Raw genomic sequence first — 16419 nt, 5'->3', positions numbered from 1 at the left:
TTTTACAAGGGAACAGGGTACTGGCCAAAAGACCGGTACTCTTTCCCGTTTATAACAAGCCAATGAAACATCTGATACGACATATCATTCTTCTATGCGGGTTGCCGCTGTTGCTGGCGGGCTGCATGGAGTGGGACTACGGAGATGCGGTGGAAGATTTCAACGCTACCGGAGCCGGGTTGTTCATCACCAACGAGGGCAACTTCCAGTACGGCAATGCCACGTTGTCGTACTACGACCCCGAAACCCAACAGGTGCAGAATGAAGTGTTCTTCCGTGCCAACGGCATGAAGCTGGGCGACGTGGCGCAATCGATGTGCATCCACGACAATAAGGGCTGGGTCGTGGTGAACAATTCCCACGTGATTTTCGCCATCGACCTCAATACGTTCAAAGAGGTGGGCCGTATCACGAACCTGACTTCGCCGCGCTATATCCATTTCCTCAGCGACGAGAAAGCCTATGTCACCCAATTGTGGGACAACCGCATCTTCATCATCAACCCCAAGAAATATGAAATCACCGGTTACATCCAGGTGCCGGACATGACGATGGAAAGCGGCTCCACGGAGCAGATGGTGCAGTATGGCAAATATGTCTATTGCAACTGCTGGTCGTACCAAAACCGCATCATCAAGATCGATACCGAAACGGATCAGGTGGTAGAAGAACTGAAAGTCGGCATCCAGCCCACCTCGCTGGTAATGGACAAGAACCACAAGATGTGGACGATCACCGACGGTGGGTACGAGGGTTCGCCCTACGGCTACGAAGCCCCGTCTCTCTACCGCATCGATGCCGAGACGTTCACCGTAGAGAAGCAGTTCAAGTTCAAGATGGGCGACTGGCCTTCGGAGGTGCAGCTCAACGGTACGGGCGACAAGCTCTACTGGATCAACAAGGACATATGGTCGATGGACGTGGATGCGGAACGTGTTCCCGTGCGCCCGTTCCTCGAATACAGCGGTACGATTTATTACGGCCTGACCGTCGACCCCGTGCGTGGCGATGTCTACGTGGCCGATGCCATCGACTACCAGCAGCAGGGCATTGTCTACCGCTACTCGTCCGAAGGTGAACTGATCGATGAATTCTATGTCGGGATAATCCCCGGCGCATTTTGTTGGAAGTGATGGGCAGGATACGACACCTATACCATCTCATCTTCGTTACCAAAGGACGCAAGATGACGATTCCGACAACGGGAAAAGGTTTGATGCTCGAGCGGATGACACGGATTTTTACAGGGAAAGGTTGCCGCGTACATGCCGCCAATGCCTTTCTCAACCACGTGCATGTACTTGTCGAGATTCCGAATTCCGGGGATTTCAGCAAGATCGTGAACAAGGTGAAAGGCGCCACGGGAACGGTATACCAGAAAACCCCGGAATATGCCGACTTCTCCGGTTGGGCTGCCGGATTCGACTCGTTCAGCGTGTCGTTCAGCGACCTTCACCGGCTCAGACGGCACATCGAGGAGCAGCATACAATCCATCAGGAGATCTCGTTCGAGGAAGAATACGGACAACTGCTTGAAGAGAATGGGTTCGACCCGCATCAAACGTCCGTGCCGGCATCCTCCACGGTACATTTTTCCGCGAATACCCACCCTAAAAACGGAATCAAATGATTTATACGAAATACATACTTTTCTCGCTACTGCTCGTCTGTCCGTCCGTATTGTCCGCGCAGGGAATCACACGACGCATCCACCAGATAGACGAGGTCACGGTGTGGGGCAAACGCCCGATGAAAGAAATCGGCGTGCAGAAGACGAAGTTCGACTCGCTCGCACTGAAAGAGAACATTGCCTTATCGATGGCCGACATTCTGACGTTCAATTCGTCCGTGTTCGTCAAGAGTTACGGACGCGCCACGCTCTCCACCGTTGCTTTCCGCGGCACGTCGCCCAGCCACACGCAGGTGACGTGGAACGGCATGCGCATCAACAATCCCATGCTGGGTATGACCGACTTTTCCACCATACCGTCCTACTTCATAGATCAGGCCTCGCTGCTTCATGGCACGTCGTCGGTGAATGAAACGGGCGGCGGACTCGGCGGACTTGTCAAACTCGGTACTACGCCGCAGGTCGGCGAGGGCTTCCATGCCCAATACGTGCAGGGCATCGGGTCGTTCCGCACGTTCGACGAGTTCGCCCGCTTCACCTACGGCAGCGACCGATGGCAGGTCTCGACCCGCGCGGTCTATTCGTCGTCGCCCAACGATTACAAGTACACCAACCACGACAAGAAGATAAATATCTACGACGAGGAGAAGAACATCATCGGACAGTATCATCCCAAGGAACGCAACCGATCGGGTTCGTTCAAGGACCTGCACCTGTTGCAGGAGGTATATTACAACACCCTGAAAGGCGACCGTTTCGGGTTGAACGCATGGTATATCAACTCCAACCGGGAACTGCCGATGCTCACGACCGATTACGGCGATGAGACCGCCTTCGAGAACCGCCAGCGGGAGCAGACGTTTCGTGGTGTCCTGTCATGGGACCATATCAAAGAGAAATGGAAAGTCGGCGTGAAAGGCGGTTATATCCATACGTGGATGGCCTACGACTACCGTCGTGAGGTGGCGCCGGACAACTGGGCCTCCATGACCCGTTCGCGGAGCAAGATAAACACGTTCTACGGACAGGCGGAAGCGGAATACTCGCCCGGCAGGAAATGGTTCTTCACCTCGAACGTATCCGTGTACCAGCATCTCGTGCGCAGCGAAGACAAGAACATCATCCTTCAGGATGGCAACAAAGCCGTCGTCGGATATGACAAGGGGCGTGTCGAGCTCTCCGGTTCTGTATCGGCCAAATGGCAGCCTGTCGAGCCGTTGGGCTTGTCGCTGGTCTTGCGCGAGGAGATGTCGGGCGACAAATGGGCTCCGCTCATCCCGGCATTCTTCATCGACGGACTGATTTCGCGCAAAGGGAACGTGATGGTGAAAGCCTCCGTATCGCGCAACTATCGTTTTCCGACTTTGAACGACCTCTACTTTCTGCCGGGCGGCAACCCCGACCTTAAAAACGAACACGGCTTCAGCTATGACGCCGGAGTGAGTTTCGATGTCGGCAAAAAGGGGGTATATAAACTGGGCGGCAGCGCAAGCTGGTTCGACTCCTACATCGACGACTGGATCATCTGGCTGCCGACGACCAAGGGGTTCTTCTCGCCGCGCAACGTGAAGAAAGTCCATGCCTACGGTGTCGAAGTGAAGGCCAACCTTGCCGTGCAGCCGGCAAAGGACTGGCTGATAGACCTGAACGGTTCCTATTCGTGGACCCCCTCCATCAACGAGGGCGAAAAGATGTCGCCCGCCGACCAGTCGGTGGGAAAACAACTGCCTTACGTGCCGGAGCACTCCGCCTCGCTGACAGGACGGCTGTCATGGCGGACGTGGGCGTTCCTCTACAAGTGGGCTTACTACTCGGAACGTTTCACCATGTCGAGCAACGATTACACGCTGACAGGCCACCTGCCCCGGTATTTCATGAGCAATATCTCACTGGAGAAAATGCTGTCGTTCAAACCGCTGGATGTACAGTTGAAACTTGCCGTCAATAACCTGTTCAACGAGGACTATCTCTCGGTGCTGTCGCGTCCTATGCCCGGCATCAACTTCGAGTTCTTCATCGGCATCACCCCGAAATTCGGGAAAAGCAGAAAATAATGTAAACGTAAATAAGGTAATGATATGAAAGTATTAAAGAATTTGAGCCTGATGGTGCTGCTTGCGCTGGCATTTGCAGGCTGTCGTGGCAAGAGTTCCCAACTTGCCGATTTCAACAAACAGCTTTACGCTCCCGAATATGCCTCGGGATTCAAGATTGAAAGAGCAGACGGCAGACAGAGCGTGCTGGTTTCCGTCATGAATCCGTGGCAGGGCGCGGATAGCGTCACCACCCGGTTGTTCATCTCCCGTAACGGGGAACCCGTTCCCGAGGGTTTCGACGGGCAGGTCCTCGAAGGGGATGCGCAGCGCATCGTGGCGATGTCCTCGACCCATATCGCCATGCTCGACGCCATCGGCGAGACGGCACGTGTGGTCGGCGTTTCGGGACTCGACTATATCTCCAATCCCGACATTCAGGCACGCCGCGACAGCATCGGCGACGTGGGTTACGAGGGAAATATCAATTATGAACTTCTGTTGTCGCTCGACCTTGACCTTGTGCTGCTTTTCGGCGTGAACGGGGCCAGTGCGATGGAGAGCAAACTCAAGGAGCTCGGCATCCCGTTCATGTATGTCGGCGATTATCTCGAAGAATCTCCGCTGGGCAAAGCCGAATGGCTGGTGGCGCTTTCGGAGGTCGTCGGGAAACGCGCGAAGGGCGAAAAGGTATTCGCGGATATTCCGATCCGATACAATGCGCTGAAACAGAAAGTGTCCGGTGCCGTTCTCGATGCCCCGTCGGTCATGCTCAATACGCCCTACGGCGATTCGTGGTTCATGCCCTCGACGGAAAACTATGCCGTGCGGCTGATTACCGACGCCGGAGGCGACTACATCTACAAGAAGAACACGGGCAACTCTTCGACGCCTATCGACTTGGAGGAGGCATACCTGCTCGCTTCGGAGGCCGATATGTGGCTGAACGTCGGCATGGCGAACACACTCGACGAACTGAAAGCCGCCTGCCCGAAGTTCGCCGATACCCGCTGCGTCCGAAACGGCTATGTCTATAACAACAACGCCCGCACCAATGCCGCCGGAGGCAACGACTACTACGAATCGGCCGTCGTGAATCCCGACCTTCTTCTGCGCGACCTCGTGAAGATATTCCACCCCGAGTTGGTCGAAGAAGATTTCGTATACTACAAACAACTGAAATAGATGCGTTCACGCCCCGTCATCCTGTTCACCGCGTTGTCCGTGCTTACGGTCGGCCTCTTCCTGTTGGATTTGGCTGTGGGCGCGGTTCGCATTCCCGTCGGCGACGTATGGGCGGCCCTGACGGGCGGCGACTGCCCGCGGACTACGGCGAAAATCGTACTGAACATACGGCTGATAAAGGCGGTTGTGGCTCTGCTGGCCGGGGCGGCGCTATCGGTCAGCGGCTTGCAGATGCAGACATTGTTCCGCAATCCGCTGGCCGGCCCCTACGTGCTGGGCATCAGCTCGGGTGCAAGCCTCGGCGTGGCGCTCGTGGTGCTGGCAGGCGTCGGCTCGTCGATAGGCATCGCCGGAGCGGCTTGGCTGGGTGCGGCCGTCGTGCTGCTCGTAATCGCTGCCGTCGGACACCGCATAAAGGACATTATGGTGATATTGATTTTGGGTATGATGTTCTCGTCAGGCGTGAGCGCTGTCGTGCAGATATTGCAATATCTGAGCAAAGAGGAGGCGTTAAAGGCGTTCGTCATCTGGACGATGGGGTCGCTCGGCGACGTGACGGTGCCGCAGCTCGCCATCCTCCTTCCGTCGGTCATCGTCGGGTTGCTGCTGGCCGTATGGACGATCAAACCGCTCAACCTCCTGCTCTTCGGCGAGGAATATGCCGTAACGATGGGACTGAATATCCGCCGTTCGCGCGGTCTGCTGTTTCTCTCGACGACGCTGCTGGCCGGCACGGTAACGGCTTTCTGCGGCCCGATCGGCTTCATCGGTCTTGCCATGCCTCACGTCGCGCGGATGCTCTTCCGCGAGGCCGACCACCGCGTGCTCCTGCCGGGAACCCTTCTCTCGGGGGCGGCGGTATTGCTTCTTTGCGATATCGTTTCCAAAATGTTCACTTTGCCCGTAAATGCCATTACCGCACTGCTGGGAATCCCGATAGTCGTATGGGTGGTTTTACGCAATAAATCGATGACGGTATGATAGAACTGTGCGATTTTTCCATAGGCTACGCAGAGAAGAGGCTTCTCGATAAGGTCGATGCCTCTTTCAAAAGAGGACAGCTGACTGCCCTTATTGGCAGGAACGGCACGGGGAAATCTACACTTCTCCGTGCCATAGCCGGACTGAATCATAATTATTGCGGTAAAATCCTGCTCGACGGACATTGTATCGCAAACATGAGAACTCCGGAGAAGGCAAGGCAACTGGCATTTGTCACGACCGAGCGCACACGCATCGCCAACCTGCGGTGCGAGGATGTCGTGGCTATCGGCCGCGCCCCTTACACCAACTGGATCGGCCGCATGCAGCCTCAAGATAGGGAAATCGTCATGCGGTCGCTCTCTTCGGTCGGAATGGAGGCGTATGCCGGCCGCACGATGGATAAGATGTCGGACGGTGAATGCCAGCGCATTATGATAGCCCGTGCTCTGGCTCAGGAAACGCCCGTCATCCTGTTGGACGAGCCGACCTCGTTTCTTGACATGCCCAACCGTTACGAATTGTGTTCCCTGCTCGCACGGTTAGCGCATGCTGAGGGCAAATGCATTCTGTTCTCCACTCACGAACTGGATATAGCCCTCTCGCTGAGTGACAGAATAGCCCTTATCGATACGCCCGTCCTTCACTGTCTGCCGACCTCCGAAATGATCCGCAGCGGGCATATCGAGCGGCTGTTCAACAATGCCGCCGTACAATTCGACCCCGTGAGCGGGATCGTGAAATCCATGCCAAGAGACTGACTTTCCTGTCGGGAAACACGTCAGACGCAATGAGGGTGTCCCAAAAAGTATTTGGCACCCTCGTATTCGTTGTAAGACATGTCGTTTATTTCGATACCTCGCACATCAGCACGCCTTTCCCCGTCACATCGGCTTTCGAGACCGTGATGGATTTTCCCGTGTAGGTCTTCACGACGGAAGTCCCGGCAGAGTTCCACAGTTTCCATGTATAGGTATAAGCTGTCCCGCCCGTGTCGATTTCCTCACCGCCCCTGTATAACACGGCTTTGGCATCCACGTCATTGCCGTTGTTCTTGATGGTGAACCCCTTCTGGCTGACCAGATCAACCGTGATGGGGTCGGACATATCCGTGAAGGAGATGATGTCGCAGACGACCTTGTTCGCCGAGGCGTTGCCCGCCGAGGTGTCCGTATCCTTGATGGCGCACTTGAAGGTCTCGAAGTTGAGAACGGCATCTGCCGTAATCGTGATTTCGTTTGTCGTCCAGCCTGCCGTCACGCCCCGAGGATTGGTCGAGGTAAGGCATGCCCAGCCGGCACCCAGCATGGAGTTGTAGTAGGGACACGAAACGGCGGCTCCCGATGCGGCTGCGGCACTCAGTGCGGAGGTCAGCGTCACGACCTTCGTGGAGGCGTTGACTGCCGAAATGGTGTACTGTGCCGATCCTATGGTTATCCTGCCTCCCGCCTCCATGTTCATTACCGAAGCGACCGTTATGGTCGTGGCTCCGGCTGCCGCGGCAGCTGTCAGTGTCGTGCCCGCGAATACCGCCGAATCCTTGATGCCCCACGCGTAGGTGACGTTCGTCGTGTCGATAGAGGCTCCGCGCCACAGGTCGCAATGCGCCCTGAGCGTCGCCACCTCGTCGTTCTTGAATACGATGCCGTCGGGTGCATACGCCACGGCGGCGATCATCGCTCCGGCGTTCAGGTGCTGCGTGAACTGAATCTCCGCCCGGAACGGAATCTCCAGCCCGTTGGCGTCGATGTAAACCGCCTCGAAAGTATAACGCACTTGCGGAGCGGAAACGGTCATGTGGTTGGCTTTGACGGTAAGGGCATACTTGGCCGATGCCGCGCCGATGGTGCAGCTGTCCTGTCCGGAGACGATCGCCGTACCGTTCTTGTACCACTTGGCCGAGCCGCTCTTCACGCCTGCCGTAAGCGTCGCGGCATTGCCTACCGAGGTGATCTGGTCGGTCGCCGCCTGACCGCTGACGAAGAGCGAAGGGGTAAGTACCAGATAGGGAGAAGCCGCCCACGAAGGGGCATAGGCATTGTTGTCTCTGTTGTACACCTGTGTCAGGGGCTGCGAGGAGCCGATGAATGCCTGCAACGATACCGCGTCGTTCTGGTCGATGATGGTGACCTGCCCGCGGGCTACTTTTACTGCCATAATAGATTATCGGTTATTTGTTATTTCCACTTCGCAATCGAAAACGGCCTTGCGCCACACGTCCCCGCCGGTTATCTCTATCTCCCTGCCGTAACGCGGTGCGGCGTTCCATATCCTGTCACTCTCCGTATCGCGGCTCGTCCGTATCCAGCGGAAATTGCCGTCGGGAATGAGCGATGTAATCTCTTCACCGCCCCTGTACACCCTGGCACGGAGTACCGTCGAGACGATTCCGTTGCGGAATGTCGTGCCGTTTTCAGACTCCACATAAACAGTATAGGAGGGAGATCCGTCGTAAAGTTTGAAAAAGGTATGGGTCGCACTGATTTTTTCATTACGGTATGTTGCCGTGTAGCGGAGGGTCAGCACGTCGCGCCCTTCCCAGCCATGAAACGGGGGTGTCATTTCAAATACGGCGGCATTGCATCCGGCATCTTTCCATATGCCGTCAACGGCAAGGTATTCCCACTGCCGACTTTCCGGCTCGAAATTGTATTCGGTCGCCACAAGCGGGATATTCTCCGGCTCGCATGCGCCTGAAAGCTCGTCCTTGAAATGGAACGCCGTGCCGCCTGTCAGGGAGACGGAACGGGGCTTGAGCAGTTCCTGCGCCTCCTCATCGAGGTCTTCCCAGCGGATGGTCACATCGCGCAGTTCGATGGTATCCTTGCCCCACTTGAACCGTCCCGAGGCGAAATGGCCCGTCCCGTCCGGATGGATGACGAAAGAACCGTCCCGTGAAACGATCGAGCCGTCTTCGTTCAGCCGCAACAGGGGATTCTGTATGGTACCCCCGATACCTCCCTTATTGAACCAGGCACCGTAATCGTCCGTGTAGGACAAGGCTTCATCGGTCGCCTGATAGGGGGTCACGTTCCTTCCGGCCTCCAATTGAGGGGCGGACAACGACAGGGGGACGGAAGCGGCAATGCCGAGACACATGACGGGGGAATCTGACCCGCGTATGAGGAACGGGACATTATAACGGACCCATCCTTTACCGGCAGCCACCGTCCGATCACCGACAAGATGTTCATCCTGATAGAACCGGATGGCTGCCGTATCTTCCGCTTTTATCCAGACTGAGAAACAATAACAGACTCCTGTATGAGCCTCCCGCCAGGCGGCACTTTGCGCACCAAGAAGACTGTCTCCGGCTATCCGTACACACCGCCCGAGTCCGGCGGGAGATGTTTCATCCAGCTCTTCCGAATGGCTGAACCGGCAGGACAGGCTGTCGGGTATGACATTCTTGTGGATTTTGCCCACATAAAACGTGCTTGAAAAACCGTTCTCGTCTCCCGCGGTAAGCGTGCCGGCTATATTGACATTGCGTGTGGCATAGAGATTCTGGAAATAGGCCCCGTAACCATCCAACATGCCGAAGACCGGATCGATGATGCCGCTGACCTTTCCCACACGGGCCTTGCTCGCCTCGCTGAAAGCGGATACGGAGGCAAGACGAACAATGTTCAGGTCGGCGACCTCGCACCAGTCCCCCTCGGAGGCCAGGCTTGATGTCAGGTCAAGAAACAGGCTCCGGCTGTACTGTGCCGGGTAATCCACGGTGATGACCCATAACTTGTACTTCCATTCCCGGCCGATGGAGATTTCATCTTCCGCATCCGTCTTTTCACGGTTCGTATAGCCGAATCGGATCGGTACGGAACCTGATGTTTTGGAAGACCTGACCTTGAACGATACCAGCAGGCGCTCCGGGTATCCGACCGGTTCTTCCAATGTCAGCATCAGCCCGAAGGAAGCGTTTCCTGCCGGTTCCGCGTTGCGGATAATGCGGACAATGCGTGTCGCTTCCGAATCGGCATCCAGATATTCCGTTTGCAGCATGCTGCCATAAACGGCGTACCTGGACTTGTCCGGCACTCCCGCCATGCCTCCGTCCATGACGGGATAGCACAGGGAGCGTTCGGTCGCCATGCCGTCGATGACATCCATATAGGGTGAATCGCTGTCAGAAGCCGTCAGGTACAAGGCGCCGCTACGTGCCGTATCGAACAGGTTGGTAATCCGCACGAAGTCCAGCAGTTCACCGCCCTGCGGTTCGTCCCCGTCCAGCAATGCCCCGATGAAATAAGGGGCGTCCTTGTCTCCGACAAGCTCCGTTCCGGTTTCTGTCACGCACATCAGCGAATAGACGGTACGCTCCCGTTCGGCATATTGCCTGCGGATGATATCCCCGGCTTGCAGTCCCTGTGTCTTCTGCGAGTCGGGGGCAATACGGATCTTGTATGTCGGATAACGGAATACGGACATGGATTATGACAGTTTTTCCACGGTGTCTCCCGAACAGCTGTCGCTGATCCAGAAGGAACCGTTGGTTACCGAAGTCTTTTCGACCTCGAACTCATAGGCGCGGAACTTACGGCGGGCCACCACCTCGTCGAATGTGGCGGAGACGCCTCCTGTCGTCCGGTTCCGGCGGACAGCCCATCCGCTTCCGGAAAGGCCCGGGGAAAAGAACTCCGAAGAGAGCGACCCGGTAAAGACGCTGTTTCCGTAATGCCGGATACCGTCCTCCACCGCTTGCAGGCGTAACGCCTCTGTCAAGTATAGGATTCTGTCAGTAATCCGGGTGGGCGACGCATGGATTCCGATATGCCCGGCTGCTTCCAACGGAACAGCGACCGTAACGAAATCGGCATCGGTGCGGATATGGAACGATTCGCTGTGACGGTTCTGCGGGGCATAACAGCTCACGGACGGACGGTGTGAAAAATCCGTGCTGTGAGGGATAGCCGTCCTTACGTCCTCTTCCTCGTAGATTACCTCGGAAGAAAGCGATACGCGCTCCCTGTCGCCTGTGAACATAAATCCCTCTGCTGTGCCCATCCGCAAGCGCTTGTGGATAACGATACCTTCATCGGAAGTGTCTACCCGGTATGAGGAGAGCAGGTCGGCGCCGTAGTTGTGGCGGACAGTCAGCGAGCCCGGAAAACAAGCCTTTCCGTAAGGGGAAAGCATCAGACACTCGCCGTCCACGTCCGATATGCCGGAGAACAGGCGTATCTTCGGGGTATGGTCGCCGCCTAAAAGAAGGTCACCGCCGATACTCCCGAACTGTATCTTGTCCTTGTCGGTACAGAGCAGTACGGGAACATCTCCGATCCGGATGCCGAATCCGTCCAGGAACGAGAGGAACCCGCCGAGCGCGACATCCTCTTCCGAAAACGAAAGCAGACATTTCCCTTTGTCGCCCAGTTCCACGCCTTGCAAGGCTTTCAGTCCGCCATCCATGACCGTACTCCCTCGCACCGTCAGATTCCGTCTCACCATGCCGTCCCGCATCGTCCAATCCACCGTGTCCGTATTGGCGTTGCCACGATGATAGACATCCTGCCCGCCCACGGCCAGCCGTGTCGGGGAGATGGATATTCCTGTATCCTCGTCCCCGATAATCCATGCCCCTTTGGAATGTACCGTCGCATCCAGAAAGTCTATATGGGAAGCGTTGATTGTAGCGGTGGCCTTGTCCGCGTCGTAACGGAGCAACTGCCTGCCGCCGATATGCAGGCTGTCGCCCCCGACTTTCAGGTTGCCGGTAATCCTGATACCGTACTCGATGGCAGTTACCACACCTTCCGGATCGGTAATGTCCTGCGAATAGGTTTCCAGGATACGGGTGTTTCCAATGCCGGCTTCGAAACCGTAATTGGCACTGAGCTTGCCGGTCATGTCACCGCCCGATTTCTTCAGGTAATCCAACAGCAAGCCACCGCTTCCGGAACCGCCTTCTCCCGTAACGGCTCCGGCAATGGCGGATGCAAAACCGTAAGCGGTATTCTTCAGTCTCAGGCTGGTCTCGTCGCCTTCCTCGATGCCGTAAGGATGCTCGTCGTCCTTTTTCTGCTGGGCATTGAAAAAGTTATGGTACAGCTGTGCATAGATGGAATAGCACAGGCTCTCCTTGTCGAGGGTTTCTATATCGGGATGCAGTTGTACGCTCATTTGGTATAGCTGGTCTTGGAAAGAAATTTCTGGATACGTGATGTCAGCGAGATGAAGTTCGGCATATTGATCGGCGACATCGTGCCCATCAGTGTGGGAGTCATGATTTTCGAACATTCCGTCAGGAAGTCGAGCATCAGCCGGGCAAGCTCATTACCCAGAACCAGCGGCTCGGTGGCATTCTCGTCACCGAGCGTCACCTTGTTGTCGGCAACGGCAACGGTCGTGGAATTGACCTTTTGTACCACTTTATCTGCTGTCTGTCTGACTTCAGACTTGTCCACCGTATGCGTGATGCTTTCCGCATCGATAACGGTTGTCGCTTCCTTGTCCTTGTCATTCCTAACGGTTGTTGTGACGGCCGTCGGCGTATAGTGGGTGGAGGTCTCGTTACCGGTGGTTTCCAGTTCGTCGTAGTCCGGGGAAGAGTCGTTTTCCGGATCCAGTTCCTCCATTTCGGTCACGCCGATGACGGTTTCCGTGCGGGCATTGAGCCGCAGGATATCCACATGGGAGAAGTTAACCACATAGGCATAACGGGTGGCGGCATCCATGAAGATGGTCACGTCGGAAAAAAGTGCGGGGACGATCAGGAAGCCGCCTTCGCTGTTGGTGGCGGCCGAGAGCAACACGCCTTTATGGATAACAGGTTCGGCGGAGGCCGTCTCGTCCGGGTACTCGCCGACATCAATGGTACCGCCGTAGTCGGAAAACTCCTCGTCCGAGGGGTTGTCGTGTATCTTGGCGACATAGCCGTGTATCATGCGGGCCGTACCGATACCGGACATGCCTCCGGGAGCCAGATTGATACGCTCCATACTCCGTCCCAAGGCTATCTTGCGGATAGCCTCACGGATAAGCAACTGGTTGGATTTGTCTGAAGACATGAGTTTTTTGAAAGAATAGGAGGAGCATAGTTTATTGGTTGCCAATTATTTTGTACTTTTGCAAAGACAATGATATTACTTATGAAACAAGAAATTTTAGAATCCTATATTACATATATATTTGATTTCTTTCAAAAATCAAGATGCTTTAAAGCCGGGCAAGGTAACATGCTCAGAAATTTTAGATTTGCAGCTGAAAAGCAATTTACTCGTAATCAATTGGGTATATTGTATTTCCTGGTAAATACCCTCATTGATAATGGCTATCTCTACTTAAAAGATAGAGATTTTATAGCTCTTACGGAGAATGGTGCCGATGTTATAAATGGGGGAGAGTGTGTTATTCCTAAAATTTCCCTTGAGCGGACAATTTATGAAAAAGAGACCAGTAGATCAGATATATATGAACAGCTTTGGAATATTATCGGATCGAACAAAGAAAATGATTATGCGCCGCTGTATGTAGATGGACCATTGTTTTATAATACAATCAGGCCATATTTAACAACATTGTCGTTACCTCATACATATGGGGAATATATGGCAGAATTGCGGGAAAAGGAAGAATTTACATCAAGAATTAAATGGTATAGGACTTTATTTTTAGCTCTTGATGAGAATGATGTACAAAAATTCCTCAAAGATTTGTCTATCAAAATAAACAGGCTGCTGCTAATGAATACTCCAAAAGATGCGATACAAGAAGCTTTGAATCCTTGGGCAGATGTAGACATTCCTACAATCGATAATACGCCTCTGCCTGAAATTCTCAATAAAGTGGCGGAAGAACCAATTGTGAATAAAAACAAGCCGTTTGTGTTGATTTCGTATGCGTGGGAGGTAGAAGACAATGTCTTTATGAATTGGATTCAAACTTTCGCCAAAGATTTGCGAAGACGAGGGATTGATGCTCAAATAGACCAGTATCAACCTCATGGAACTGACTTGCCTAAATTTATGCTTGAAAGCATCCGTAAGGCAACTAAAGTTCTGTGCATTCTGACTCCAAAGTATAAAGAGAAAGCTGAATCCGGTAAAGGAGGTGCCGCTTATGAAGGGGGTATAATATCACATGAAATATATAACAATCAGGGAACCACTAAATTTATACCGGTTGTACGCAAAGGGTCTTTTGAAACTTCGACACCGGATTTCATTAGTGGAAGAAAAGGTTTTGATTGCTCTACTGACGATAAATACAATAGCGAACTTCCGAATATTATCAAGGTAATAAACGAAGAACCATTGATAGAAATTCCTCCTGTTGAATAACGGTAAATCTTATTTCCTAATTTTATACGGAATACTCAGTTGTTGCCTGTATCCACCCACCCCGAAAGTAGTCGTTACCTCTTCCACGAGGTATACGCCGTTCTTGGAAGGATTACGGTAGTCGATCAGTTCCACCTGTACGGCAGGAGACAGTCCGAAATCCCCGAATACTGTCACATTGCCGGTGATTCCGTTCAGATTGTAATTCCGAAAGTATTCCGTCGTCTCTTCTACAAGCCGGTCGGAATTGATTCCGACATGAGGTGACATATATGGTACGATGGTATATGTGGATAAATCCACCTTGGTCCTGGTCTTCGCTCCTGATGCCGTCGTGTTGCCCGTTACTTTGTGCGTCTTTTTTGAAATCTGCGTGGCATTGACCGTCTGAAACTCCTTGCTGCCCGGCGTCGCCGGGTCGTATTCAGGATTCATGCGTACTGTCACCTCAAAGAATTTTTCATCCGTCCCGAGTGCCTTGCCCGTCACCGCCAAAAACTTCGGATCGGTCTTGACCACTTTCAGGTTGCTCTGCGCCACATGCTCGTTGAAGTATATCCTGTACGGTCCTGTCGATTCATCCTCCGGGAATACCGGCTGAGCCTTGCTGGACGAATAAGGACGCCCGACGGCAATGGACGGTATGGCCCCGTCATCATCGGCATCGTATTTTAAAAAACAGTAGACCTTGTACTTCGACCATTCGGAAAGGATATCCGCTACCGTGAAGTTGTCCGTGACCTTTACCTTGCCGATATGTATCTCAAACCGCTTCGTATCCGAGTGTATCCTGAAGCCGGTATCTTTCAGGATATTATACTTGCCTTCCAGCACCTCGTTCACCGTCGTCCCTTTCGCCGGGGTCTCGAAATGAGGTGCCTGTTTCAGTTTGAGTTTGTAGGCCATATTCTCACACTGGATTTCCAGCGTGCTGTCCGAATTGTATCCGGTAATGTATCCGTCGAACATATTTTTCAGCACGCCGTTGTAGCCCAGCTTGATATTGATGCGCTGTCCGACCTTGAATGTCGTCTCGTCAACCAGACGCTGCGCGCTGCGTTTCTCGATGATGACACCGTCCTGCATCACCTCCGTCGTTATCCTCGACACGTCCTTGCCCTCCAATGTCACGTTCCCGATAATCGTGGAGCGGCATACCGACCCTTTCGGGAATATCACTTTGGCCGTTCCGATCAGCTTCTTGTAACTCTCGTTGATTTCGAGCGACTGGACTTCCGTAATCTCCACGCCGTTCTGTATCCTCATCGGATTGGATGGGTCGGCATCCCCGATGGTGATGCGACAGCAGAGGATATCCATTGCAGCTATACCCATAAACGTGTCAGTTTAAGCAACGAGGCGGGGTCGATGACCTCCGTACCGAATTTAACATACTTGATCCACTTGTTCGTGTGCTTGATGGCCGTGTCCACCTTTTCCTGTTCCGCCAGTTTCAGTTCCACGGCTTCCGATGGCTCCACGGCGACACAGTTCAGCGAATACGGCTGCACGTTCCGGCAATCCGTAGGCTGTAAGGTATAGCCCTGTATAATCAACCGTGAAATGTTGAACTGGCGCAATACCGTGTTGTCGCAATCGATGACACCCTTGTATTGTACCAGCCTGATAAACTTGGACACTTCCGCCTCGGGATACACGTCCGGGTATTTGGAGGTGATCTTGCCGTTGATGGTAATCTCGAGGTCACCCCCGGATATATATTCCTTGCGGGTATAGTCCCGCCCCTGTACCCGGGTCAGCAGGATATTGTTCCGGCTGCTGACCTGTACCTGCGGTCCCAGGTCCACGAATGTCACCAGTCCATACCGGCTGTTCGGCAAAACCTTGCACTCGCTGTTGTCATAATACTTCCCCTCCTCTGATATGGACAGTTCCAGAAAATCCGCCACTGTCCGGCCGACGATGGAATCGATATGGTTTTTCTTCTGCGCCACCGCCTGCTGTTCCCTGATGAGCTGGTAGTACTGTCCGGTCTTGTTCGCAAGGCTGGACTGCGACTGTGTCTGAAGATATTTGTCCCGCACCTGCTGTTCCCAGTATTTGAGGTATCGGGGATAGGAACGTAGCAACCCGTAAGCCGTCTGCGAGGCAACCTGTATGGCTGCCCGTTTGAGCAGGTCATGGTGCCTGGAGAAGTAATGTACCTGCCCGTCCTGCAATTCGGCAAGCCCCATGCCCAACGCCAGACGCGTGGCGTTGCTGATGTATCCGCCAAGCGAACCGTGGTTGAGTATGCCTCCGCTCAACAAAGTCGAGGCCGCGATTTGTATCAGTCTTCCCATAATCC

13 protein-coding genes are annotated in these 16419 nt (G+C 54.0%); 7 read left to right on the top strand and 6 right to left on the bottom strand.

What is annotated here, in order from left to right; translation table 11 throughout:
• Positions 1-62 precede the first annotated feature (62 nt).
• From KG118_RS05050 to KG118_RS05025, 6 genes are read left to right on the top strand one after another with little or no spacing between them, the layout of a single operon-like run.
• On the top strand, positions 63-1133 hold the full coding sequence (locus KG118_RS05050) for a glutaminyl-peptide cyclotransferase (RefSeq protein ID WP_004293583.1): 1071 nt from the start codon (positions 63-65) through the stop codon (positions 1131-1133).
• Positions 1133-1630 (top strand): transposase, encoded by a 498-nt coding sequence (locus KG118_RS05045; RefSeq protein WP_004303978.1) that lies wholly within the window; start codon positions 1133-1135, stop codon positions 1628-1630. Before KG118_RS05050 ends, KG118_RS05045 begins: the two co-directional genes overlap by 1 nt.
• The gene (locus KG118_RS05040) at positions 1627-3684 is read left to right on the top strand and encodes a TonB-dependent receptor (protein ID WP_004293585.1); all 2058 of its coding nucleotides are present in this window, start codon (positions 1627-1629) and stop codon (positions 3682-3684) included. Before KG118_RS05045 ends, KG118_RS05040 begins: the two co-directional genes overlap by 4 nt.
• Positions 3685-3708: 24 nt before the next feature.
• Positions 3709-4848 carry an ABC transporter substrate-binding protein gene (locus KG118_RS05035; RefSeq protein WP_213388365.1) on the top strand — a complete coding sequence of 380 codons (1140 nt, stop codon included), beginning with the start codon at positions 3709-3711 and terminating at the stop codon, positions 4846-4848.
• Positions 4849-5829 (top strand): FecCD family ABC transporter permease, encoded by a 981-nt coding sequence (locus tag KG118_RS05030; protein ID WP_004293587.1) that lies wholly within the window; start codon positions 4849-4851, stop codon positions 5827-5829.
• The gene (locus KG118_RS05025) at positions 5826-6590 is read left to right on the top strand and encodes an ABC transporter ATP-binding protein (RefSeq protein ID WP_004293588.1); all 765 of its coding nucleotides are present in this window, start codon (positions 5826-5828) and stop codon (positions 6588-6590) included. Before KG118_RS05030 ends, KG118_RS05025 begins: the two co-directional genes overlap by 4 nt.
• 85 nt (positions 6591-6675) lie before the next feature.
• On the opposite strand, the gene KG118_RS05020 is transcribed toward KG118_RS05025, so the two are convergent.
• Genes KG118_RS05020 through KG118_RS05005 form a run of 4 tightly spaced genes read right to left on the bottom strand, consistent with a single transcriptional unit; the run spans position 6676 to position 12839 of the window.
• On the bottom strand, positions 6676-7986 hold the full coding sequence (locus tag KG118_RS05020; protein ID WP_004293589.1) for a hypothetical protein: 1311 nt from the start codon (positions 7984-7986) through the stop codon (positions 6676-6678).
• Positions 7987-7992: 6 nt separating this feature from the next.
• Positions 7993-10260 (bottom strand): hypothetical protein, encoded by a 2268-nt coding sequence (locus tag KG118_RS05015; RefSeq protein ID WP_004293590.1) that lies wholly within the window; start codon positions 10258-10260, stop codon positions 7993-7995.
• Between the two features lie 3 nt (positions 10261-10263).
• The gene (locus KG118_RS05010) at positions 10264-11952 is read right to left on the bottom strand and encodes a hypothetical protein (RefSeq protein ID WP_004293591.1); all 1689 of its coding nucleotides are present in this window, start codon (positions 11950-11952) and stop codon (positions 10264-10266) included.
• The gene (locus KG118_RS05005) at positions 11949-12839 is read right to left on the bottom strand and encodes a hypothetical protein (protein WP_004293592.1); all 891 of its coding nucleotides are present in this window, start codon (positions 12837-12839) and stop codon (positions 11949-11951) included. Before KG118_RS05005 ends, KG118_RS05010 begins: the two co-directional genes overlap by 4 nt.
• 81 nt (positions 12840-12920) lie before the next feature.
• Between KG118_RS05005 and KG118_RS05000 the strand changes: the two genes are divergently transcribed.
• Positions 12921-14111, top strand: a complete 1191-nt coding sequence (locus KG118_RS05000) for a toll/interleukin-1 receptor domain-containing protein (protein WP_224200102.1) — start codon at positions 12921-12923, stop codon at positions 14109-14111.
• Positions 14112-14120: 9 nt separating this feature from the next.
• Here KG118_RS05000 and KG118_RS04995 read toward each other — a convergent pair whose 3' ends face one another.
• Together KG118_RS04995 and KG118_RS04990 are read right to left on the bottom strand one after the other, a co-directional pair.
• Positions 14121-15446, bottom strand: a complete 1326-nt coding sequence (locus KG118_RS04995) for a hypothetical protein (protein ID WP_004293594.1) — start codon at positions 15444-15446, stop codon at positions 14121-14123.
• Positions 15437-16414 (bottom strand): DUF6046 domain-containing protein, encoded by a 978-nt coding sequence (locus KG118_RS04990; RefSeq protein WP_004293595.1) that lies wholly within the window; start codon positions 16412-16414, stop codon positions 15437-15439. Before KG118_RS04990 ends, KG118_RS04995 begins: the two co-directional genes overlap by 10 nt.
• Positions 16415-16419: the final 5 nt, after the last annotated feature.

Source organism: Bacteroides propionicigenes (assembly GCF_018390535.1).
Classification (GTDB): domain Bacteria; phylum Bacteroidota; class Bacteroidia; order Bacteroidales; family Bacteroidaceae; genus Bacteroides; species Bacteroides propionicigenes.
Note: the sequence above shows the minus strand (reverse complement) of the source record. Positions and strands in the feature narration are given on the sequence as shown.

Excerpts from the sequence above, each read along its gene's own strand:
- KG118_RS05050 (WP_004293583.1), top strand. The coding sequence starts at position 63 with ATGAAACATCTGATACGACATATCATTCTTCTATGCGGGTTGCCGCTG.
- KG118_RS05045 (WP_004303978.1), top strand. The coding sequence starts at position 1,133 with ATGGGCAGGATACGACACCTATACCATCTCATCTTCGTTACCAAAGGA.
- KG118_RS05040 (WP_004293585.1), top strand. The coding sequence starts at position 1,627 with ATGATTTATACGAAATACATACTTTTCTCGCTACTGCTCGTCTGTCCG.
- KG118_RS05035 (WP_213388365.1), top strand. The coding sequence starts at position 3,709 with ATGAAAGTATTAAAGAATTTGAGCCTGATGGTGCTGCTTGCGCTGGCA.
- KG118_RS05030 (WP_004293587.1), top strand. The coding sequence starts at position 4,849 with ATGCGTTCACGCCCCGTCATCCTGTTCACCGCGTTGTCCGTGCTTACG.
- KG118_RS05025 (WP_004293588.1), top strand. The coding sequence starts at position 5,826 with ATGATAGAACTGTGCGATTTTTCCATAGGCTACGCAGAGAAGAGGCTT.
- KG118_RS05020 (WP_004293589.1), bottom strand. The coding sequence starts at position 7,986 with ATGGCAGTAAAAGTAGCCCGCGGGCAGGTCACCATCATCGACCAGAAC.
- KG118_RS05015 (WP_004293590.1), bottom strand. The coding sequence starts at position 10,260 with ATGTCCGTATTCCGTTATCCGACATACAAGATCCGTATTGCCCCCGAC.
- KG118_RS05010 (WP_004293591.1), bottom strand. The coding sequence starts at position 11,952 with ATGAGCGTACAACTGCATCCCGATATAGAAACCCTCGACAAGGAGAGC.
- KG118_RS05005 (WP_004293592.1), bottom strand. The coding sequence starts at position 12,839 with ATGTCTTCAGACAAATCCAACCAGTTGCTTATCCGTGAGGCTATCCGC.
- KG118_RS05000 (WP_224200102.1), top strand. The coding sequence starts at position 12,921 with ATGAAACAAGAAATTTTAGAATCCTATATTACATATATATTTGATTTC.
- KG118_RS04995 (WP_004293594.1), bottom strand. The coding sequence starts at position 15,446 with ATGGGTATAGCTGCAATGGATATCCTCTGCTGTCGCATCACCATCGGG.
- KG118_RS04990 (WP_004293595.1), bottom strand. The coding sequence starts at position 16,414 with ATGGGAAGACTGATACAAATCGCGGCCTCGACTTTGTTGAGCGGAGGC.